The organism is Arthrobacter sp. 35W (assembly GCF_000482545.1).
Taxonomy (GTDB): domain Bacteria; phylum Actinomycetota; class Actinomycetes; order Actinomycetales; family Micrococcaceae; genus Specibacter.
This window is the reverse complement of sequence record NZ_KI519455.1, coordinates 892,891-913,856: the sequence shown is the minus strand read 5'-3', so window position 1 is coordinate 913,856 and position 20,966 is coordinate 892,891. Positions and strand designations below refer to the sequence as shown.

The window sequence follows — 20,966 nt, the reverse complement described above, 5'->3', positions numbered from 1 at the left end:
GCCGCAGGCCACGGGAAAAGACGCCGGACATGACAAATGCGGAGCCCGCCGGATGGCGGGCCCCGCATTCGTTGGTGTCGCTGGGTGCTAGTTGGCGCTGGCGGCAGCCAGGGTCGTCATGACCTCGGCAACCTGGCCGGCAACCTCGGCGTCGTCGGAGGGGTGGACCTCGGCGAAGCGGACCACGGAGTTGGCCACGGACAGCTTGGCGTCCTCAACCACCTTGGCGCCGGCGATGGTCAGGGACTTGCGGGCGTCGTCGTGCGCCCACACGCCACCGAACTGGCCAAAGGCGGTGCCGATCACGGCGGCGGGCTTGCCGGCAACGGCGCCTGCACCGTAGGGGCGGGACAGCCAGTCGATGGCGTTCTTCAGCACGGAGGGCATGGTGCCGTTGTGCTCCGGGGAGACCAGCAGGAAGGAGTCGGCGGCGTTGGCGGCCTCGCGCAGCTTGGCAGCGGCGGCCGGAACGGAGCCTTCGACGTCGATGTCCTCGTTGTAGAAGGGAACGTCGGCGAGGCCTTCGTAGATGGTGACCTCAACGCCGGCCGGAGCCAGGCTGGCTGCGGTCTGGGCGAGCTGGGCGTTGGTGGAGCCGCTGCGGAGGCTGCCGACGAGGGTCAAAACATTCGTGGTGGTCACAGGTATTCCTTATGAGTAGCCGAAATGGATCCGCTGGACGTTGATAGGCTCATCGAACAGCTCATAGGTCTAAACGGACCGCGGTCCGCTTTCTATTCCGGGAGGAGGAAAATCTTTTGAGTGATCTGCGTCTCATTCCATTGCAGGGTCCGTCCGCGCCGACGGGACTCCGCGGCGACGCCCTGCGCAATCGCGAGCTGCTGCTCAATGCCGCCGTCGACATCATCTCCCGCGAGGGGGCGGACGCGCTGACCATGGACGGCCTCGCCCAGGCGGCCGGCGTGGGCAAGGGGACGGTCTTTAGGCACTTTGGCAGCCGTTCTGGATTGATGCTGGAGCTGCTGACGCATTCCGAGACGGAATTCCAGCGCGGCTTCCTCTCCGGACCGCCGCCGCTGGGGCCGGGTGCGGAGCCGGCCGAGCGGTTGAAGGCCTTTGGCCGCGCCGCCGTCAACCGTTTCCGCATGGTGGGGGACCTCCAACTGGCCGCCACCGCCGGCGACCACAGCCCCTACGCCGTTCCGGCCTTCCACCTGCTGCGCCAGCATGTGGCCATGCTGCTGCGCGCCGGCGGCGCAACCGGAGACATTGAACTGCTGGCCTACACGCTGCTGGGCACCCTCACGCCGTCGGCCCTTGCCCACCACCTCAACGACCAGCGTCTGGACCCGGAGCGGATCACCGCCCACTGGAACTTCCTTGTGGACGCCATCCTCCCGCCAATGCCGTCAACCACCGCAACCACCCCTTAAACCCCTCCGCGAACAATCACATGGGGACAGTGTCGGGCTTCAACATTGTCCCCAACTGCTTGTTCGCGGGAGGGGTGGGGCGTGTGTGGTGGGTTAGACCAGGGCGGCCCAGTCTTCGGCCAGCGGCAGGTTGTGCGCGGTGGAGACGGAGTGGTGGGTGACCTGGCCGGCGGCCACGTTCAGGCCCGCGGCCAGTGCCGGATCCGCTGCCAGGGCTGCCTTGACGCCCTTGTTGGCGAGGGCGACGGCGTAGCGCAGGGTGACGTTGGTCAGTGCGTAGGTCGAGGTGTTGGGCACCGCACCGGGCATGTTGGCCACGCAGTAGAACAGCGAGTTGTGCACCTTGAAGGTGGGGTTCTCGTGGGTGGTGGGGTGCGTGTCCTCGAAGCAGCCGCCCTGGTCCACGGCGATGTCCACCAGCACCGAGCCGGGCTTCATCTTCGCCACCAGGGCGTTGGTGACCAGCTTGGGGGCCTTGGCGCCGGGGATCAGCACGGAGCCGATCACCAGATCGGCCTCAACGACGGAGCGCTCGATCTCGAACTTGTTGGAGGCGACGGTCTTCAACCGGCCCGCGTAGACCGCATCCAGCTCGCGGAGGCGGTTGATGTTGATGTCCATGATGGTCACATCGGCGCCGGCGCCCAGAGCCATCGCTGCGGCATTGGTGCCGGCCACGCCCGCGCCCAGCACCACAACCTTGGCCGGACGGACGCCCGGGACGCCGCCCAACAGGATTCCCGGGCCACCGGCCGGCTTGGTGAGGCACTGGGCACCCACCTGGACGGACAGGCGTCCGGCTACTTCCGACATCGGGGCCAGCAGCGGCAGCGCGCGCCCCTCCTGGACGGTCTCGTAGGCAATGGCCGTGATGCCGGAGTCGATGAGCGCAGCGGTGAGCTCGGGCTCGGCGGCCAGGTGCAGGTAGGTGAACAGCACCAGATCCTTGCGGAAGTACTGGTATTCGCTGGCGATGGGTTCCTTGACCTTGACGACCATATTGGCGCGGTTCCAGGCCTCGGCGGCCGTGTCGACCAGCTCGGCACCGGCGGCGGCGTACTCGTCGTCGGAGATGGAGGAGCCCAGGCCTGCGCCGCGCTCAACCAGCACGGTGTGGCCGTGGGTGGTGAATTCATGGACGCCGGAAGCTGTCATTGCGACGCGGAATTCGTTGTTCTTGATTTCCTTGGGGACACCGATGATCATGGCATTCTTCCTGCTGGTGGCGGGGGCTCGAGGCCTCCCGGCTTTATCCGTTTTTGGTTTTTCCAGATTAGGGGCGGCTGTGACCCACCAGACAGGAAAGTGCTGGGGCGGCTCGGCGGAAGCCGCGCAATCTAGGGGATTCTTGGCGGAGCGGTTCGACAAATGTCGCATGACGGCGGGTCAAGTGTCGCCTGCTGTCCGCGCCGGGACCGTAGGCTGGAACCATGCGCAACGAAGAGGTTGAGGAGATTGTGGAGCGGGTGGCGCTCCGGCTGGGCCGCGGGTTGTCCTTGGAGGACCTCGACGGCGTGCTGCTGGCCTACAGCTCCAACCAATCCCACGCCGACCGCGTGCGGGTGAACTTCCTGCTCAGCAAGCGTGTCCCGGCGGATGTGAGCGCCTGGCAGCTCTCGCACGGGATCGCGGCGGCGGTGCGCCCGGTGGTGATTCCGGCCAATGAGGAGCTGGGCATGCTGGGCCGCGTCTGCGTGCCGCTGCTGGTGCGCGGTTTCCGGGTGGGCTACCTGTGGGTCCAGCAGGACGAGGACGAGGCGAGTGCGACGGCGATCCTCGCCCAGCTGCCCGGCGTGCGGGATGAGCTGGATCTGCTGGCTGCCCTGCTGCTGGACTCCAACACCGCCGAGTCCGAGCACCGCCGGGCCCGCGAGCAGCTCTTCCTCGCCGCCTGCGCCGCGGACAAGGCTGCCATGGGTGCGGTGTCCGAGTGGCCGGAGGTGTTCCAGCGCGGGCCGTGGCAGGTGGTGACGGTGCTTGCCGCGCCGGGCGCCGCAGCCGCCGCGGCCGCGCCCCTGGATGCGCACAGGGATCCGCTGGCGGCCACGCTGGTCCAGCGCAGTGCCGGGCTGCAGGCCACGATCGGTGTGGATGACGCCCTCTTCAGTGCCGGGGCCAGCACCCATGCCGTGCTGCTGTTCCGCTCCTCCACGGGCCGCTCAAGCCACGAAGCGGTGCTGGAGCGCTTCCACGACGAACTGGCCAAGCGGACCGGACTGCCGCCGTCGTCGGTCATCATGGGCATCAGCGAACCGTTCAGCGCCTTCCGGCATCTGTCCGAGGCCTACCGGCAGTCCCGGGTGGCCGCGCAGGCCTCCGCCGTGGACCCCGGACTGGGCCAGTTGGTGGATGTGCGCACCACCGGCGTCTACCAACTGCTCTCCGGGCAGGGCACGGAACCGCCCGCCAGCGTCTACTTCCGTCTTCTCCGCGAGCACGACAGGGTGCACGGCAAATCCGGCCTGCTGCTGCCGGTGCTGGAACTGCTTTACGACAACGACGGCGCCGTGGCGGATGTGGCGGAGAAGCTCCACCTGCACCGCTCCACCGTCTACAACAGGCTGGGCAGGATCCGCTCGCTTACCGGCGCGGATCCACTCTCCGGCCGCGTGCGTCTGGAGTTGCATCTGGCGCTCAAGGCCGCTCGCTGGGCAACCCGGCCGCGGCTTTAGCCGTATCAGAAAGGTTGAATGGAGAGAATTTAAGTAGCTAATATTATCTTCTTTGATAGTTTATGAGAAAATAGTGACCTAGCTTTCTCGGAGGAGAACCATGCGCCAGACACGAGAGCCGCGCGGCATGTCCACAGGTCGCCTCCACGCGTGGCCAGGGATCACGTACGAGGAGCACCCTTGGGATGCCGAACCAGAGCACGGCGCCTCCCGCCGCCAGCGGCTGCTGGCCCGAGGTCCCTACCAGTCGGCGGTTGCTCCTGAGATTGCGGACCTGGATCCGCAGGTCGACTCCCGCACGCAGGCGCTGGTCGAAGCCGCCACCATGGACATGGTCCGCTTCGATGCGGAGCTGGGCAAGGATTCCGCTCCCTTCGCAGCCCTGCTGCTGCGCAGCGAATCAGCCTCCAGTTCCCAGATCGAAGACCTGACTGCCGGCGCACGGAAGATCGCCCTGGCGCAGTTGGGGGACACCTCCAGCTCCAATGCCGCTCTGATCGCTTCCAACGTCCGTGCCCTGCAGGCGGCCATCGATCTGTCCGAAGACCTGTCGGTGGAGAACATCGCCGTCATGCACCACGCGCTGCTGAACGCCTCCGACCAGGTGATCGCGGGTGAATACCGGGATGCCCAGGTCTGGATCCGCGGCAACGCTCCCCATACGGCGGAATTCGTCCCGCCACACCCATCGCGGGTCAGTGCGGCCATGGATGATCTGGTCGCGTTCATGCGCCGCGACGACATACCGGCATTGACCCAGGCCGCGATCGCCCATGCCCAATTCGAAACCATCCACCCGTTCACCGATGGCAATGGACGCACCGGCCGCGCCATCGTCAGCGCCCTGCTGCGCGCCAAAGGCGTCACCGAGAAGGTCACCATCCCGGTCTCCTCTGGGCTGCTGACCAACACAGGACTGTACTTCGACGCGCTGGGGTCCTACCGCAGCGGCAATGTCCAGCCCATCGTTGAACGGTTCGCAGAGTCAGGTGCCAGCGCCGTCGACAACGGGCGCCTGCTGGCAAAGGACATCGAGGCGGCCGAGGAGGGCTACATGGCGGTCCTCAGCGCAGCCCCGCGGTCTGCCAGATCGGTCGCCGAGATGCTGCCGCGTGAGCCGGCCGTCACAGCGGAGATGGTGCAAGAGCAGGTGGGGATGGCCCCTGCGACCGCCTACCGTGCCATCGAACGGCTGGAGGCTGACGGGATCCTGGTCCCGGCCGGGAAGATCCGCGGCGTCAGCGTCTGGGTCGCCCCGCAGATCATCGCCGCGCTGGATGACTTCGCCGCGCGGGCCGGCCGCCGCGTCCGCAGCTAGGATCTGGGCACCAACGCCGACGGCAGCGACGATCCGGTGGGCTTAAATGCCTTCGGCCACGACACGAGGCCGCGGCCGAAGGCACCTGCCGGCAACGGGGGGCCGGAAGCATTCTGGCGGGGCGGGAGTCTCAGCCCTCGCGCCTGTCGAAGACCAGCCCGCCGGGGACCTGGAAGGTGGGCATGATTTCCATCATCCCCATGTTCACGTGGGCCGGGGCCGCGATGGCAAAGTCCAGGGCGTTGACGATGTCGTCGGTGGTCAGCGACTCGTAGCCCTCGTAGTAGGTCTTCCACGCCTCATCGAGGGCCTCCGGGGTGCCGCCCATGTTCCGGCCGAAGATCTCCGTCTCCACACGCCCCGGGCAGATCTCGGTGACGCGGATGCGCTTGCCCACCGTGTCGTTGCGCAGCTGCCGGGAGATCTGGTGCACAGCGGCCTTGGTCGCGTGGTAGACCGTGTGGCCGTAGAAGTTGTAGATGCCGGCGATCGAGCTGATGTTCACCACGTGGCCACTGTCCCGCTCCACCATGCCGGGGAGGACCAGTCGGGTCAGGTGCAGCAGTCCACGCAGGTTCACGTCCACAAGCTCGTCGATGTCCTCCTCGGAGGAATCGAGGATGTTGCCGGGGCGCGAGACGCCGGCGCAATTGACCAGGACATCGACCTTGAGGCCGGCCAGGGACGCCGTCAGGGCGGCCGTGTCGGTGAGGTCGACGACGTGGGCAATGGCTCCGGTGCGGTCGGCCAGATCGGCCAGGCGCTCCTCATTGCGGGCGAGTGCGTGGACGGTCAGGCCGCGCTTGGTGAGGTGCTCGGCAATCGCCGCGCCCATTCCGGTCGAGGCGCCGGTGACGAGGGCTGTGGTGTAGTCGGAAAAAGGCATGTGGGTCTCCAAGAACGAGGGTGGAAAGGGGGCGGCCGGTGGGGCCGAAGGAGGGAGGTGCGGCCTAGGCGTCGCGGAGCGGCACGTGGGCGCGGTCCTTGACGGTGCTTACTGCGATCAGTGTGCCCAGGGCCGTGACGACGGCGTAGAACGCCGGCATGTAGATGTTGCCGGTGGAGGAAATGAGCCAGGTCATCAGCAGCGGCGCGGTGCCGCCGAAGAGGGCCGAGGAGATGTTGTAGCCCAGGCCGTAGGCGGAGTACCGCACACGGGTGGGGAACAGCTCCACGATCAGGATGTGGATGACGGCGGTGTGGCCGGCGAAGACGACTGCCATGATGCAGGCACCCAGGATGGCCAGTGCCATGTTGCCCGTGGTGATGAGGGCGTAGGCCGGGATGCCGACGATGGCCATGGCGATGGCGGATCCGGCGATGACCTTCTTGCGGCCGATCCTGTCCGAAAGGGCGCCCATGAAGGGGATCGCGATGCAGATGGCGACGAGGGAGCAGGCGGTGACGATCAGGGCGTCGCCAATGCTGAAGTTCAACTGCTTGCCCTTGAGGAACGTCGGCATGTAGGAGAACAGCACGTAGTAGCCGGAGCCGTTCATCAGTGGGATGAACAGGGCCAGCAGCATGGCGCGGCGGTGTTCGCGGGAGGAGAAGGCTTCCTTCAGCGGGTTCTTGGACAGTCCGCCGGACTCCTTGAGCCGCTCAAAGTTGGGGGTGTCGCTGATGGCCTTGCGGATGTACCAGCCGATGACGCCCATGGGAATGGCGACCAGGAACGGGATGCGCCAGGCGAACGAGCCGAAGCCGCCGCCGTCGATCGCTGCCTGGTTCAGCCAGGGGGACATGGCATAGGCAACCATGGTGCCCGTCAGCAGTGCGGCGAAGGAGGCAATCTGGGCATAGGAGGTGATGATGCCGCGCTTGCCCTCGGGGGCGTGCTCGGCCAGGAAGGTCATCGCACCAGCGGACTCGCCGCCCACGGAAAAGCCCTGCAGCAGGCGCATCAGCACCATGAGGATCGGAGCCGCAACGCCGATGGCCGCATAGGTGGGCAGCAGACCGATGCCGGCGGTCGCGATGCTGATCAGCATGATCACAAAGACCAGCAGTTTCTGCCGGCCGATCCTGTCGCCCAGATAGCCGCAGACCACCGCGCCTAGGGGCCGGACGAAGAAGGAGACGGCGTAGCCGGCGAAGACAAACAGCAGGGCGTTGTCGGGGTTGCCGGGCGCAAGGAAAACCAGCGCCAGAGTGCCGGCCATAAAGGCGAAGATGCCGTTGTCGTAGAGTTCCACGAAAATGCCGACGCATCCAGCGGCTACGACCTTGCGGGTCTGTCGGCCGTCGAGCCGCGAGTGCTGCTCAGTGTCCGAGCGCGTTGATGTAGACATGATTTTCCTAACTAGGGGCAGAGTAGCAAAGGAGTGCAGGTGGTGACGAGGGGCTGTTAGCTTCCTATGGCGGGGGCGAGATCGGTCCAATGCGCCGGTTCCCCGATTCCCAGCAGACCAAAGACCGTGGCAACGGCCCTTCGCAGGGATTCGAGCCGGTGCATTGAGGCCCGGTGGGCGGCGGTTGCCGCGGCGACTGACGTTTTTCGAAAGGTGACGGTGTGGCCGGGCCGCGCCTGTGCCAGCAGGTCGAGCGATTGGCTGGTGACGACGGCGAGCACGGGGTATCCGGCCGTGACGCCGCGCCCCCGGTGCAGCACCAGCAGCTCATCCCGTGATGGCACCTCGATGGCGCCGACGGGAACGCCGCGGGAGAGCAGTTCAGTGCTGGACATCCGCTCCGGCAGTTCGCCGCCGAGCCTCAGTCCGATGTGGTTGCTTCTGGCGCTGATCGTGTAGCTGGAGTTGAAGAGCAGCTCCGCCGAGCCGCCGAACTCCTCGATGTCAGGTCCGTCGGTGACCTCGACCACCAGCTCCGTGCCGAACTGGGGACGCTCCAGGCCGAGTCGGAACAGTGGCAGGTCGAAGTAGGGCTGGCGGATGGGCCCGGTGCTGGTCAGGGCGGTGAGGCGTGTGCCTTCGAGGAGTCTGAGCCCGAAGCCGACCACCGTGTCCGGCGCGCAGCTGCCCAGCAGCAGGGGTGCCGAGACCGAGCCCCGGATGGCCAGGTAGGTGCGCAGGCCCCCGGTCATGCCCCGGATGGCGAGGATTTCCCCGGCCCGGACGGACACCGGTTCCCATTGCTGGCATTCCCGCCCGCCCACTGTCAGCGTCACGGCGGCGCCCGTCACGGACACCAGCAGGTCCGCGTCGGTCTGCAGGCGGAAGTCGAGGGCGGTGATTTCAATCAGGGCGGCATTGTCGTCATTGCCGGCCAGGATGTTGGCGGCGCGGGCGGAGAACTGGTCCAGTGCGCCGTTCACGGGGAGCCCATACTGGGGTCCGCGCACGCGGCCCAGATCCGTCACCACGGAGTTTCCCGGCTGCAGGATGGTCAGGGTTGAGTTCACTGCACTGCCCTCAGTTCCTGGCCCGCGTAGACGGAAAACTCCTCGGCGGGGATCGGGCGGAAGCGCAGGACGTCGCCCGGCAGGTAGGGAACCAGCGGCTCGGTGGCGATGTTCAACAGGCCCAGCGGGGTCTGTCCGATGACGCACCAGCCGCCGGGGGCGGTGGCCGGGGCAATCACTGCCTGCCGGCCCGCCACGGCGACGGCGCCCGCGGGCACGCTCAGCCGGGGGTCCTTCAGCCGTGGCACGGGGAACGGAAAATCCGGCCCGTCCATCATCGGCGACCCGGCAGGAGCGCCGAGGCAGCGGATGACGTAGGTCTTGGCGCTGTGCAGGGCGATGATCCCCTCGGGGCTCAGCTGCTGCTGTGCCGCGACGGACTCCAGGTCGGGTCCGTACGGCCCGCCGTAGACGACGGGGACGTCAAATTCCCTGGGAATGCGGGCCGGAATGCCATCGGAATCCAGCTGGCGAAGGCCCATGCGCACATAGGCGCCCACCTGCCGGGCCGAGGTGGCGCAGGGATCGAATTCCACCAGCACCGAATCATAGGTGGGGACGGCCCCGTGGACGCCCTCGGCCCCGGCGAACTCCAGCCACTGGGCCAGCCGGTGGACCGTGGACCAGTTGCGCTCGCTGTCGTCCGAGACGGCGACGACACGCAGTGCGGCGTCTCCAGACTCGTGCAACTCAACTGTTGCGGCCGTCATCGGTGACATCGCGCTAGACCTGTGCCTTGGCGGCCAAAACCCGGGCCAGTGGGGCAATCGTGACACCGGCGGCTTCCAGGTCCGTCCGGATCCGGCGGGCCAGATCAACGGCCCCGGGGTTGTCGCCGTGGAGGAGGATGGTGTCGGCGGTGATGGAAATGTCGGTTCCGTCGATGGTGTCGATGAGGCCCTCGACAACCATCCGCACCGTCCGTGCCGCGATGGCGGCGGGGTCGTGGAGGACGGCGCCGCTCTGGCCGCGGGGGACAAGGGTGCCATCGCTCTGGTAGGCCCTGTCGGCGATGCCGACGATGCCCACCTGCAGGCCTCTGAGCCGGGCGGCCTGGGCCAATTCCCCGTCCTGGGCCACGATGATGATTCCGGGGTCCACGCCAAGGACGGCATCGGCGACGGCGGCGGCGTAGTCGGCGCGGGTGCCGACCAGGTTGCCGAGCCGGCCGTGCGGGGCCAGGTGGGCCACACGGGTGCCGTGGAAAGCGGCAAAGGCGGCCAGGGCTCCCAGCTGGTAGAGGATGTCCGTGCGGACTTCGGCAGCGGTGAGGTCCATGGTGCGGCGGCCAAAGCCGCGCAGGTCCGGGAAGCTGGGGTGCGCGCCGATGCCGACACCGCGGCTGACGCATTCGGCCACGGTGGCGTCCATGATGTCCGGATCGCCGGCGTGGAATCCGCAGGCAATGTTTGCACTCGACACAATGCCTAGGAGGGCATGGTCATCGCCCAGGGAGTAGGTGCCGAATCCTTCGCCCAGATCCGCAACGAGGTCAACCATTGGATTCATGTCTGCTTCCCCTAATCCGGAGGTGGTCGATTGCCGGGCAAATATCATGCCTTGGGCACATTCTTCATTGGTGCGGGAAATGCCGGTGGGGGATTTCCCGCCGGTGGAAATTGTCGACATTGCCGGCCATTTCCGTTTTCTCCGATTGATAAATTCTGGCATTGCGGTCCACATCACACAAAGACGCGATTTGTGTCATGCGATAGGCATTCCTTATGACCCGGGGCGGACGGCTCCGCTGGGGCGCACGGCATAGAATCGAGCTACGGCCGCCTGCCCCAGGGCAGTGCCGGGAAAGGGTGGTGGACATGGATACCAGGAAGCTGGCCTACTTCGTCAAGATCGTTGACTCCGGAAGCATCACCAAGGCCGCCGCGGCCCTCCACGTTGCCCAGCCGGCCCTGAGCCAGCAGGTCTCCGGGCTGGAGGCGGAGCTGAAACAGCGACTGCTGATCCGCAGCAAGAAGGGCGTCGAACCCACGGCCGCCGGCCACACCCTGTACCGCCACGCCCAGATGATCCTTCGCCAGGTGGAGCAGGCCCGCCAGGATGTCGAAACCTCCGGTGCAGCGCCCGCGGGCCGCGTATCCATTGCCATTGCGCCCTACAGCATGGCCTCCAGCCTTGCTCCGCGCATCATCAGCGAGGTCAGCGCCAGGTACCCGGACATCGTGGTCCACCTGACGGAGATCTTTGGCGGGGTGCTCAGCGAGGCCATCAAGAACGGCCGCCTGGACATGGCCCTGATCTATGAGCCGGGAGAGATCCACGGCGTTCAATTCACCACGGTGATCGTCGAGGACCTGTACTTCGTCGCCAACCGCGACGCCGCTGTGGCCACGGACGACGGCGAAATCAGCCTGCGGGAGGCTGCCAGCCACCGCCTGTTCCTCCCGGAGAAGATCCACACGCTGCGCCAGATCGTGGAGAAGGGCTTTGGCGAGAACGGGCTGGAGCTTCAGCTCATGGGCGAGGTGGAATCCGTTCCATCGTTGGCGCGCCTGCTGCGGGCCAATCTTGGCGCAACCATCCTGCCCAAGTCGGCAGCCGACGCCCTGTTCCATGAGGAAGACTTCCAGGTTCTGAGGATCACGGGGCCGGCCCTGCAATCCAAAATTGCGCTGTGCACACCGGACCACGAACCGCTTTCCGAGGCGGCGTCGGCCGTATTGATGGTATTAAAGGAAGTGCTCGCGGAAATGCTCAGCGAATAGCAATACTAACGGCCGTGGATAAACGCCTTTAGGGATTGACCAGATGGGCCGGCCGGCGCCCGAGGGCCATCGCCACGGCATTTTCGGCGCATAGCCTGGCCATTTTCGAACGCACCGACACCGTCGCGCTGCCCACGTGGGGGAGCAGCATCGCGTTGGGCAGCCCGGCCAGCCCGGCGGCCATGGCCGGCTCGTTCTCGTAGACGTCCAGCCCCGCTCCGGCGATCTCGCCGGTCTGCAGGGCGTGGACCAGCGCGTCCTCGTCCACGATCGGGCCGCGGGCGGTGTTGACCAGGATGGCGCTCGGCTTCATGGCCCGCAGGGCCGCCGCATCGATCAGATGGTGTGTGGAAGCGGCCAGCGGTACATGGAGCGAGAGGAAATCGCTGCCGGCGAGCAGCTCGGTCCACTCGACCTGGCGGACCTTGCCGGCGAATTCGCCCAGCTCCTCCGCGGAGACCACACGGTCCCCGGGCGGCCGTGGTGAAAAGAGCACCTCCATGCCAAACCCCAGCGCCCGGCGGGCCGTGGCGCGCGCAATCCGGCCGAAGCCCGCAAGTCCCAACGTCCGGCCGGAAACATCCGCGCCCAGCAGCAGCTCGGGATGCCACCCTGTGTACTGGCCGGAGCGCATGTAGTGCTCGGCCTCAACCACCCGGCGTGCCGTGCCCAGCATCAGCAGCAGGGCGATGTCGGCCGTGGCATCGGTGAGCACATCGGGGGTGTTGGCCACCATGATCCCGGCGCGGGTGGCGGCGTCGACGTCGATGTTGTTGTAGCCGACGGCGTAGTTGGAGACACCCTTCAACTGCGCGCGTTCCAGCAGACCGGCATCCAGTCCGTCCCCAAGCTGGGACACCAGGACGTCGTACAGCCCGGAGGCACAGGCCGCCGCCAGTTCATCCGCAGGCAGTGGTCCGCCCACGAGGGTGACGGACCCCGCGGCCGCGAGGATGTCCATACCGGGGGCCGGCAGGGCTGTGGTGACAAGGAACGAGGGGGACGCCATGAAAGTGCCTTCCGGGTGCGGAGTTGTCCCGCCTAGTCTTCCACCAACAGGCCCTTGGCCTTCAAGACGTCGGTGAGCTTGCACAGCTCGATGGTGGTGCCGCCGTCGTGGTACAGCTTGATCAGCTCCCGCTCGGCGTCGTCGCGGGCCTGGGACAGGGCAATGACCTCCTCGGCCTCTTCGCGCCGGATGACCACCACGCCGTCGGCGTCGCCGCGCAGGATGTCGCCGGGGTAGATGATCTCGTCGCCGAAGACCACGGGGTGGTTGATCGGGCCAAGCGTCTCCTTCACGGTGCCCTTGATGCAGACATTGGCGGAGAAGACCGGCAGGCCCAGTTCGATCAGGTCCGCGGTGTCGCGCACGCCGGAGTCGGTGACCATCGCGGCGATGCCCTTGGATTTCATCGCATTGCCTAGGACGTCGCCAAAGGTGCCGGCTTCCTCGTACTCGCCAGCGGCGACCAGCACGACGTCGCCCGCCTGGGCATAGTGGATGGCGACCTGGAGCATCAGATTGTCCTGCGGAGCGCAGCGGACGGTGACGGCCGGTCCGCAGAAGGACATGGTGCGGTCGATCGGCTTGATCTTGGAGTTCAGCGCACCCTTGCGGCCCTGGGCCTCGTGGATGGTGGCCGAGGAGAAGGCGGCGAGGCGGCCGACGACGTCGGCCGTGGGGCGCTCGATGGTGGTCTTGACGTGGATCATGAGGGGTCCTTGCTGGTTGGGGGAGGCTAGGCTGGTTGGAGGGGGCTAGCTGAGGGCCCGGACGGCCTTGTCGATGGCAGCAATGGCTTCATCGAGAACGTCGAGGCTGGTGGCAAAGGAGATGCGGAAGTACGGGCCGAGGCCGTAGGCGGAGCCGTGGATCGTGGCGACCAGGGCCGCATCCAGCAGGTAGAGGGTGAAGTCCTCGTCGGTGCCGATCTGCACGCCGTCCGGCGTCGTCTTGCCAATGGCGCCGGAGCAGTTGACGTAGGCGTAGAACGCCCCCTCCGCCGGGGTGCAGGAGAGTCCGTCGATGGTGTTCAGCCCGGCCACAGCGGCGTCCCGGCGGCGGCGGTACACCTCAACGCTGTCCCGGACGAATTGCTGGTCCGAGGAGAGCGCCGCGGCCGCCGCGGCCTGGCTGATCGAGGAGGGGCAGGAGGACATCTGGGACTGCAGCTTGTTCACCGCTCCAACGAGGGCCGCGGGGCCCGCGCCGTACCCCAGCCGCCAGCCGGTCATGGCGTAGGCCTTGGAGACGCCGTTGACCAGGAAGATGCGTTCGCGCAGTTCCGGCGCCACCTCGACGAGGCTGGAGATCCGGCCCTCGCCGAAGTAGACCTCGTCATAGATCTCATCCGTCAGCACGTACACCTGCGGGAACTGAGCCAGCACCTCCGCCAGGGCGCGCAGCTCGGCGGGGCTGTAGACGGCACCGGTCGGGTTGGAGGGGGAGTTGAGGATCAGCCAGGTGGTGCGTTCCGTGATGGCATCGCGCAGGGCCTGCGGCGTCAGCTTGAAACCGGCGTCCTCCGGGCAGGGCACGATCACTGGCGTTCCCTCGTTGGCCAGCACCATGTCGGGATAGGAGACCCAGTAGGGGGCGGGAATGATGACCTCGTCCCCGGCGTCGAGAGTGGCCATCAGCGCAAGAAAGATGACCTGCTTCGCGCCGCCGCCGATGGTGATTTCATCCGCTGAGTACCGGATGCCGGTGTGCCGTTCCAGCCGCCCCAGAATGGCCTGCTGCAGCGCCGGCGTGCCGCTGACGGAGGTGTACTTGGTCTCCCCGGCCATGATGGCCGCACTGGCGGCGTCCTTGATGTGGGCGGGGGTGTCGAAATCCGGCTCGCCCACGGTCAGGTCCAGGATCCGGCGCCCCTCCGCCTTGAGCTCGCGGACCCGGGCGGCCGCGGCCACGCTGGGGGAGGATTTGATGCGGAGTACTCGCTCCGCCGGCGCAAAGTCAGTCATGGTCTCTTCCAAGTTCTTGAGTGGGTGCAACCAAAGAACGGTTCATTCATTCGAGCGTAGGGACTCGGTGAACGAATGGATAAGACCTAATCTGCGTGGACGGATAAGCGTTTCTTATGACCCTGGGGCCGTGCGGCGGGCGGCCGGAGGGTCTGCATGGGGTGCCTTAGCGTGCTCGCAGCGCCCGGTATGGGACGGCCCAGATAGTAGATTCGGCACATGAGCAGCCATTCGATTGTCGCGCCCCTGGTCAAGGCCCCGATGCTGGCCCTTGGGTTCAGGAAGCGTGCCGGCCTGATCTTCACCATGGAGGTGGCACCCGGATTCTTGGGTTGGGTGAGCATCGCGACCAGGGCGCAATACATGTCGGAGCCGAGGTGGGCAGGCCAGCCCAACATTGCCGTCCGCCACCAGGAAGTATCGAGAATTGCGGCGCAACTGGCCGGACGGGAATACCACCCCTATCACGTGCCACAGATCGGCAACCCGCTGAGGTACCTCACCCCGCACCGGGGGAACCCCCTCCAATGGGAGATGGGAACGTTTCCCGGGGCTGATCTCAATGCCCAGGACATGGTTGATGCCATCCGCGACTATGGCCTGCCATTCATCCGCAAGTACGCCACCAACGAGGCGATGCTGTCCGCCATGGCGCAGAATCTGGTACTTAATTCCGGCGTGAGCTCCCGTTCCAAACCAGTTCTGTTGGCACTGATGGGCCGTTTCAACGAAGCCACCGACAATATGGACTCTCTCGTCGCATCAGCGGCCGGCATCGACCTGCCGTGGGCCGAGAATGATCGCTCCTATGCTGCCAATTTCCATACTTGGCTGGCAGAACGCGCCGCTGGCCAAGACGGCCAAGACAGCTAGGCCGTGCCGCCGCCGGTGTCTGTTCCCGCACCCGGTGCGTTCTTCTGCTCGGCCAGCCAGGCCAGCACATCCGCCCGGCGGATGCGCCGGTGCGAGCCGCGGTACTGCACCGGAATCTCGCCGCGGTCCGTCATGTTCCGCAGGAAGGTGTGGCTGATCCCCGCCAGGGTGGCCGCCTGCGAGGTGGTCAGCATGTCCTCGATGCTCGCCACCGTGACAGCCTCGCCGCGCGCGAGCCGGGCCAGCAGGTCGACGACGGCGCCGCGTGCGCCGTCGCCGAGCCGGTGGGCCGTGCCGTCGACAAAGAAGGTGACGTCGTCGCTGCCCGCCAAGGCCCTGGCCAGCGCATCGCGCTCTGCCGCGGGCAGGGCGTCGGTGGCGCGCGGTTCGATCAGGCTCATGCCAGCACTCTTTCCATCGGGGGCCGCGTTTGCTGCGGCACATTTCGTTCTGCTCGCTCCACGGTACCGGCCCGGCGGACCCCGTCCGACACACTCGGGCCCGGGCGCCGGAGCGCCGGTAGGGTGGTGGCCATGACTGAGCCGATCCGCACCGCCGTCCTGGGCTTTGGCCTGGCCGGCAGCGTCTTCCACGCCCCCGCCATCGCCGCCGATCCCCGGCTCTCGCTGGACTACATCGTCACCTCTGACGCCGGCCGGCAGGCCAAGGCCCGCGCCGCCCATCCGGACGCCGTGGTGCTGGACTCGGCCGCGCAGCTCTGGGAGCGCGGGGTGGATCTGGTGGTGGTGGCGACCCCGCCGGCCACCCATGTGACCCTTGCGGAGGCCGCGCTCGACGCCGGTGCCGCCGTCGTCGTCGACAAGCCCTTCACGGTGACCTCCGCCGAGGGCGAGGCGCTGATTGCCAAGGCCGAGGCGGCCGGACTGCTCATCACCACCTACCAAAACCGCCGCTGGGACGGCGAATACCTGACGCTGAAGAAGCTGATGGCCGCAGGTTCCCTGGGGGAGGTGCGCCGCTTTGAATCGCGCCTGGAGCGTTGGAGCCCGCAGATCGCCAAGGCCTGGAAGGCGGCGGCCGGTCCCGCGGAGGGTGGCGGAATCCTCTACGACCTCGGCACGCACCTGATCGACCAGGCGCTGCAGCTCTTCGGGCCGGTGCGCCGCGTCTATGGCGAGCTGGACGCCCGCCGCCCACAAGAGAAGGTCGACGACGACGTCTTTGTCGCCCTCGAGCACGAGAACGGCGTGCGCTCGCATCTGTGGATGAACCTCTCCACGCCGCAGCTGGGCCCGCGCCTCCGTGTCCTGGGCTCCGAGGCGGCCTACACCAAGCGGGTGCCGGACCAGCAGGAGGCGCAGATCCTGGCCGGAATCCTGCCCGGACACGCGGACTACGGCGTGGACCCCGAGGCCAACTGGGGTCTGCTGGGCCGCGACGGCGCGCTGGTGCCGGTGCCCACGGAGCGCGGAAACTTTGCCGACTTTTACACGCAGCTGGCAGCGTCCCTGCTGGACGGCGGGCCGGTGCCGGTGGATCCGGCTGATTCCGTCGCCGCTCTGCGAATCATCGAAGAGGTGCGGGCGCAGCAGGGTTAGGCGGGTGCCTGGTCCGAGGCAATCCACGGGCGGGTGAACCCGAGCACCCGGCTGCCGTCCACATCGGCCAGCGAAGTGCCGATGAAGGCAGCCGCGCCGTCCGAGGTCTGCCAGCGGAACCGGTACTCCTCGGCTGTCGCAGCATCGGCGATGGCCGCACCGGCGGACTCGGGAGTCTGCGCGTTCGCGAACGCCCCCGAGGTGCGGGAAACGTAGGCATCGAACAGCTCGGAGTAGGGTCCGCCGTCGTCGGGGCGGTCGACATTGCCGACAAACGAGCTGGACACCGCCGCGGGTTCGACGACACTGACCAGAACGCCAAAGCGCTCGGCCACGACGGCGAGCGACTGCATGAACCCCTCGACGGCGAACTTCGCCCCGCAATAGGCATCGGCGAACGGCTGGCCCACCACCCCGCCGACGCTGGTGACCGTCAGGATCCTTCCGCTGCCGCGTTCACGCATGCCGGGCAGAACCAGCTTGGCAAGGTTGACCGGGGCGAGGTAGTTGACGTCGAGCTGGTCGCGCACCTGCTGCATGTCCAGCTGCTCTGCCGTACCCACGCAGCCGCGGCCGGCGTTGTTCACCAGCACGTCGATGCCGCCGAAATCGGCAATGATCCCCTCGACCACCCGTGCCGCTGCCGCGTGGTCGACGACGTCGAGCGCGCGGACCTCGACGGTGACGCCCGCCTCAGCCGCTGCATCGCGCAGCGGCTGGGCGCGCCCGACGTCGCGCATCGTCGCAACCACCGTGAATCCCCTGCGGGCGAGCTCGACGGCGGCATGCAGACCCATGCCCGAGGAGGTGCCGGTGACCAGTGCAATGTTTGTCATGTGTGTATCTCCTATTCGGGCAGGGCTGCCGGCATCTCCCGGGAGTCCACCAGCCGGCCCTTGGGCAGCAGGAAGCTGATCGCGAACGCCGCGGCCACCAGGACTGCAGCCGTCAGCATGACGATGTCGATGGACTCGGCAAATCCCTCGCGGATCGGCCGGGTGAGGGTCTCATTGGCGTGGTGGAGCCAGCTGGTGTCGTTGAGGGAATCCTGGTTGGCGCCGTTCTTGAAGAAATCAAAGAGCTTGGCATTGGCGGGATCCTTGGCCACCGCGGGATCTTTCAGCACGGCAAGGTAGGCGGGGTCCTTGGCGGCCGCGGTCATGGCCGAGCCGATCTTGTCCGCGGCATTGGCAAAGAGCATCGAGATGAACACCGCCGTGCCCACCGTGCCGCCCATCGAGCGGAAGAAGGCCGCCGTCGACGTCCCCACCCCCATGTCCTTGGGCGGGACGGCCATCTGCATGGACAGGGTGAGGGGCTGCATGCAGAACCCCAGGCCCAGGCCAAAGGCCACAGTGACGCCGCCGGGCACCAGCAGCGAGGTGTCCACGCCCAGGCTCAGCCCCATCGCCAGCGAGGAAACCGCGAGGACGAAGGTTCCCAGGATGGGGAAGATCCGGTAGATGCCGGTGCGGGAGATGGCCTGGCCGCTGGAGATGGAGCCGATCAGGATGCCTACGGTGAAGGTGATCATCAGCAGGCCGGCCTCCGTGGGGGTCAGCCCCTTGACCAGCTGCAGGTACATGGGAATCATCGCGATGGCGCCGAACATGCCGATGCCGATGATGAAGTTCAGCAGCGCGGAAATGCCGAACGCGGGGATCCTGAAGAAGCGCAGCGGAATCAGCGCCGAATCGCCCGCGCGCTTTTCCGCAAGGAGGAACAGCACGATGCCCGCAACGCCCAGGCCGTAGCAGAGGAAGGATTCGAAGGACGTCCAGCCCCAGATGCGGCCCTGCTCGGCCACGATCAGCAGCGGCACCAGGGCAAGGGTGATGGCGGCGGCGCCGTAGTAGTCGATCTTCTGCCGCACGTGCTTGGCGGGCAGGTGCAGGAAGATCCACACCACGGCCAGCGCGGCCAGGGCGATGGGAATGTTGACCAGGAACACCCAGCGCCAGCCGGTGATGCCCAGGATTTCGCCGCTGCCGGCAAAGAACCCACCCACCACCGGCCCCAGCACCGAGCTGACGCCAAAGACGGACATGAAGTAGCCCTGGTACTTGCCGCGGTCCTTGAGCGGAACGATGTCCCCGATGATGGCCAGGCCCAGCGCCATCAGGCCGCCGGCGCCCAGGCCCTGGATGCCGCGGGCGACGGCGAGCTCGCCCATGCTGTGCACGCTGCCGGCGTAGATGGACCCCGCCAGAAAGATGGTGATGGCCGTCAGATACAGCGGGCGGCGGCCAAAGATGTCCGAGAGCTTGCCGTAGAGCGGAGTGCTGACGGTGGAGGTGACCAGGTAGGCGGTGGTGGCCCAGGCCTGCAGGGACAGGCCGTTGAGATCGTTGGCGATCGTATAGATCGAGCTGGAAACGATGGTCTGGTCCAGGGAGGCCAGGAACATGCCCAGCAGCAGACCCACCAGGACCGTCATGATCTGGCGGTGGGTGAACGGAGCGCCGTCCGCACCGGCGGCGGGTCCGGGAGCGGGCCGGCCGGAACGCCGGACGGCCCCTGCCTTGTTGGCGGCGTTGGTTCGGTTGGACATGGCGGGGGCTCCAAGGGGCGCAATGGGATCCTGCAATTTCAGTCCTAGGCTACGCTCCATGGCCGACGGCGACGCCTCGGCCGTCCACAATTCCTTCATCCGGCAGGGCCGAATGGGCTCCGGACAGATATTCTGGCGTTCTGGGCGCCCGGTGGCGGCGCTGGATTCGAGGGGGAGACGTGGCATTGGAAGCGCAACCGACAGGAGCCGGCGCAGAAAAGTACGCCAACGTTCCCACGGCGTTGGACGAGCCCCAGGTGAACGTCCGGGCCCGCTGGACCACCGCCGTCGTGCTGGTCAACGTCGGCATCAACGCCGCCTTCTTCGGCCCCATCCAGGTGCTGCTGGGCCAGCAGGCCATCGCGATGGACGAGGCCAACAAGGAAGGCATCCTGGCCCTGGTCACCGGCTGCGGGGCCGCCGTCTCCCTGGTGGCCAACCCGCTGTTCGGGACCTTCTCCGACCGCACCACCTCCCGCTTTGGCCGCCGCATTCCCTGGGTCCTCTTGGGCGCCATCCTGGGCGTCATCGGCCTGCTGGGCCTGGCCGTGGCGCCCACTGTGGCGGCCATGGCGGCCCTGTGGTGCGTTGTGCAGCTGGGCTGCAATGGGGCGCTGGCCGCCATCACCGCCGCCGTCCCGGACCGGGTGCCCATCCGCCAGCGCGGCACCATCGGCGGCATGGCCTCGATGGGCACGGTGCTGGGCATCCTCGTGGGAGCGGCCATTGCCGCCGCCGTGGGCACCAACTTCGTCCCTGGCTACGCCGTGTGCGCGGCCGTTCTGCTGCTGGGCGTCCTCTACTACCTCTTTGTCGGCGAGGACCAGCGCCTCGACCCGGCACTCCGGCCGGCCTTCAGCTGGCATGCCTTCTTCACCGGCTTCTGGGTCTCGCCGCGGAAGTACCCGGACTTCGGCTGGGCCTGGATCACCCGCTTCCTGGTGAATGTGGGCAACCACCTGGTGACGCTGTACCTGTTGTTCTTCCTCCGCGACGCCGTGGGGTACGACAGTCCGGAGCTGGGAGTCCTGATTCTGACGGGCATCTACGCCATCATGACCCTCATCACCTCCGTGATCGGCGGGCGCTGGACGGACCGGGTGGGGCGGCGCAAGCCCTTCGTCATCGGATCCTCGGTGATCATTGCACTCGCGGCCCTCATTCTGGCCTTCTTCCCCACCTGGGCGGGTGCGCTGGTGGGTGCCGCCGTGCTGGGTGTGGGCTACGGCGCCTACCTGGCCGTGGACTTTGCCCTGCTGACCCAGGTGCTGCCCTCGGCCCTGAGCCGGGGCAAGGACCTGGGCGTCATCAACGTGGCCAACTCGCTGCCCCAGGTGATCGCCCCGGTCATCGCGTTTCCGCTGGTCTATTCGCTGGGCGGCTATGTGACGCTCTACGTCGTGGCGGCCGTCATTGGACTGCTGGGGGCCGTGTTTGTCGTCAAAATCCGGGGCGTTGATTGAGACATCGCTGACACATTGTCGCTAAGATGGGAAATATGTTGACACGGTGTCACCAACCCTGATTAGGTAAGGGAAACCTTGC

21 protein-coding genes are annotated in these 20,966 nt (G+C 67.1%); 8 read left to right on the top strand and 13 right to left on the bottom strand.

Features of this window, described 5'->3' with window-relative positions:
- Positions 1-87 precede the first annotated feature (87 nt).
- On the bottom strand, positions 88-642 hold the full coding sequence (locus K254_RS0116325; protein ID WP_035750265.1) for an NAD(P)H-dependent oxidoreductase: 555 nt from the start codon (positions 640-642) through the stop codon (positions 88-90).
- A 116-nt stretch (positions 643-758) separates the two neighbouring features.
- Here K254_RS0116325 and K254_RS23680 point away from each other — a divergent pair, with 116 nt between their 5' ends.
- A complete protein-coding gene (locus K254_RS23680; protein ID WP_081710196.1) occupies positions 759-1,394 on the top strand; it encodes a TetR/AcrR family transcriptional regulator in 636 nt (211 codons plus the stop codon).
- Positions 1,395-1,487: 93 nt separating this feature from the next.
- On the opposite strand, the gene ald is transcribed toward K254_RS23680, so the two are convergent.
- Positions 1,488-2,600 carry an alanine dehydrogenase gene (gene ald / locus K254_RS0116315; RefSeq protein ID WP_026556275.1) on the bottom strand — a complete coding sequence of 371 codons (1,113 nt, stop codon included), beginning with the start codon at positions 2,598-2,600 and terminating at the stop codon, positions 1,488-1,490.
- Positions 2,601-2,824: 224 nt separating this feature from the next.
- Here ald and K254_RS0116310 point away from each other — a divergent pair, with 224 nt between their 5' ends.
- Together K254_RS0116310 and K254_RS26350 are read left to right on the top strand one after the other, a co-directional pair.
- Entirely contained in the window at positions 2,825-4,066 is a 1,242-nt protein-coding gene (locus K254_RS0116310) for a PucR family transcriptional regulator (protein WP_026556274.1), read from the top strand.
- A gap of 100 nt (positions 4,067-4,166) precedes the next feature.
- The gene (locus tag K254_RS26350) at positions 4,167-5,384 is read left to right on the top strand and encodes a Fic family protein (RefSeq protein WP_051389303.1); all 1,218 of its coding nucleotides are present in this window, start codon (positions 4,167-4,169) and stop codon (positions 5,382-5,384) included.
- 130 nt (positions 5,385-5,514) lie between these two features.
- On the opposite strand, the gene K254_RS0116300 is transcribed toward K254_RS26350, so the two are convergent.
- The 5 genes from K254_RS0116300 to K254_RS0116280 all read right to left on the bottom strand — a co-directional run bounded on the left by K254_RS0116300 (position 5,515) and on the right by K254_RS0116280 (position 10,254).
- Positions 5,515-6,270: an SDR family oxidoreductase gene (locus K254_RS0116300; RefSeq protein ID WP_026556272.1), complete on the bottom strand. Its 756-nt coding sequence runs from the start codon at positions 6,268-6,270 to the stop codon at positions 5,515-5,517.
- 64 nt (positions 6,271-6,334) lie between these two features.
- Positions 6,335-7,675 (bottom strand): MFS transporter, encoded by a 1,341-nt coding sequence (locus K254_RS0116295; protein ID WP_026556271.1) that lies wholly within the window; start codon positions 7,673-7,675, stop codon positions 6,335-6,337.
- Between the two features lie 56 nt (positions 7,676-7,731).
- A complete protein-coding gene (locus K254_RS0116290) occupies positions 7,732-8,745 on the bottom strand; it encodes a biotin-dependent carboxyltransferase family protein (protein WP_026556270.1) in 1,014 nt (337 codons plus the stop codon).
- Entirely contained in the window at positions 8,742-9,464 is a 723-nt protein-coding gene (locus K254_RS0116285) for a 5-oxoprolinase subunit B family protein (protein WP_026556269.1), read from the bottom strand. The genes K254_RS0116290 and K254_RS0116285 overlap by 4 nt, the downstream gene beginning before the upstream one ends.
- 4 nt (positions 9,465-9,468) lie before the next feature.
- The gene (locus K254_RS0116280; protein ID WP_026556268.1) at positions 9,469-10,254 is read right to left on the bottom strand and encodes a LamB/YcsF family protein; all 786 of its coding nucleotides are present in this window, start codon (positions 10,252-10,254) and stop codon (positions 9,469-9,471) included.
- On the opposite strand from K254_RS0116280, the gene K254_RS25800 reads away from it, so the two are divergent.
- Entirely contained in the window at positions 10,253-10,510 is a 258-nt protein-coding gene (locus K254_RS25800) for a hypothetical protein (protein WP_155848604.1), read from the top strand. The two genes, K254_RS0116280 and K254_RS25800, sit on opposite strands and share 2 nt — an antisense overlap.
- A gap of 52 nt (positions 10,511-10,562) precedes the next feature.
- Positions 10,563-11,468 carry a nitrogen assimilation transcriptional regulator NAC gene (nac, locus tag K254_RS0116275; protein ID WP_026556267.1) on the top strand — a complete coding sequence of 302 codons (906 nt, stop codon included), beginning with the start codon at positions 10,563-10,565 and terminating at the stop codon, positions 11,466-11,468.
- A 28-nt stretch (positions 11,469-11,496) separates the two neighbouring features.
- Here nac and K254_RS0116270 read toward each other — a convergent pair whose 3' ends face one another.
- From K254_RS0116270 to K254_RS0116260, 3 genes are read right to left on the bottom strand one after another with little or no spacing between them, the layout of a single operon-like run.
- Complete coding sequence (locus K254_RS0116270; protein ID WP_026556266.1) at positions 11,497-12,477, bottom strand: 2-hydroxyacid dehydrogenase; 981 nt, start codon at positions 12,475-12,477, stop codon at positions 11,497-11,499.
- Positions 12,478-12,509: 32 nt separating this feature from the next.
- On the bottom strand, positions 12,510-13,184 hold the full coding sequence (locus tag K254_RS0116265; protein ID WP_026556265.1) for a 4-carboxy-4-hydroxy-2-oxoadipate aldolase/oxaloacetate decarboxylase: 675 nt from the start codon (positions 13,182-13,184) through the stop codon (positions 12,510-12,512).
- Positions 13,185-13,229: 45 nt separating this feature from the next.
- A complete protein-coding gene (locus K254_RS0116260) occupies positions 13,230-14,438 on the bottom strand; it encodes an aspartate transaminase (RefSeq protein ID WP_026556264.1) in 1,209 nt (402 codons plus the stop codon).
- A gap of 219 nt (positions 14,439-14,657) precedes the next feature.
- Between K254_RS0116260 and K254_RS0116255 the strand changes: the two genes are divergently transcribed.
- A complete protein-coding gene (locus K254_RS0116255) occupies positions 14,658-15,311 on the top strand; it encodes a hypothetical protein (RefSeq protein WP_026556263.1) in 654 nt (217 codons plus the stop codon).
- Here the strand turns inward: K254_RS0116255 and K254_RS0116250 are convergent.
- Positions 15,308-15,712 (bottom strand): helix-turn-helix domain-containing protein, encoded by a 405-nt coding sequence (locus K254_RS0116250; RefSeq protein WP_026556262.1) that lies wholly within the window; start codon positions 15,710-15,712, stop codon positions 15,308-15,310. The two genes, K254_RS0116255 and K254_RS0116250, sit on opposite strands and share 4 nt — an antisense overlap.
- Positions 15,713-15,844: 132 nt before the next feature.
- Here K254_RS0116250 and K254_RS0116245 point away from each other — a divergent pair, with 132 nt between their 5' ends.
- The gene (locus K254_RS0116245; protein ID WP_035750756.1) at positions 15,845-16,870 is read left to right on the top strand and encodes a Gfo/Idh/MocA family protein; all 1,026 of its coding nucleotides are present in this window, start codon (positions 15,845-15,847) and stop codon (positions 16,868-16,870) included.
- Here K254_RS0116245 and K254_RS0116240 read toward each other — a convergent pair.
- Positions 16,867-17,706, bottom strand: coding sequence for an SDR family NAD(P)-dependent oxidoreductase (locus tag K254_RS0116240; protein ID WP_026556260.1), 840 nt, complete (start codon positions 17,704-17,706; stop codon positions 16,867-16,869). The two genes, K254_RS0116245 and K254_RS0116240, sit on opposite strands and share 4 nt — an antisense overlap.
- A gap of 11 nt (positions 17,707-17,717) precedes the next feature.
- Entirely contained in the window at positions 17,718-19,307 is a 1,590-nt protein-coding gene (locus K254_RS23675) for an MDR family MFS transporter (protein WP_051389489.1), read from the bottom strand.
- A 293-nt stretch (positions 19,308-19,600) separates the two neighbouring features.
- Between K254_RS23675 and K254_RS0116230 the strand changes: the two genes are divergently transcribed.
- Complete coding sequence (locus K254_RS0116230) at positions 19,601-20,884, top strand: MFS transporter (protein ID WP_231391882.1); 1,284 nt, start codon at positions 19,601-19,603, stop codon at positions 20,882-20,884.
- The last annotated feature ends 82 nt before the right edge of the window (positions 20,885-20,966 follow it).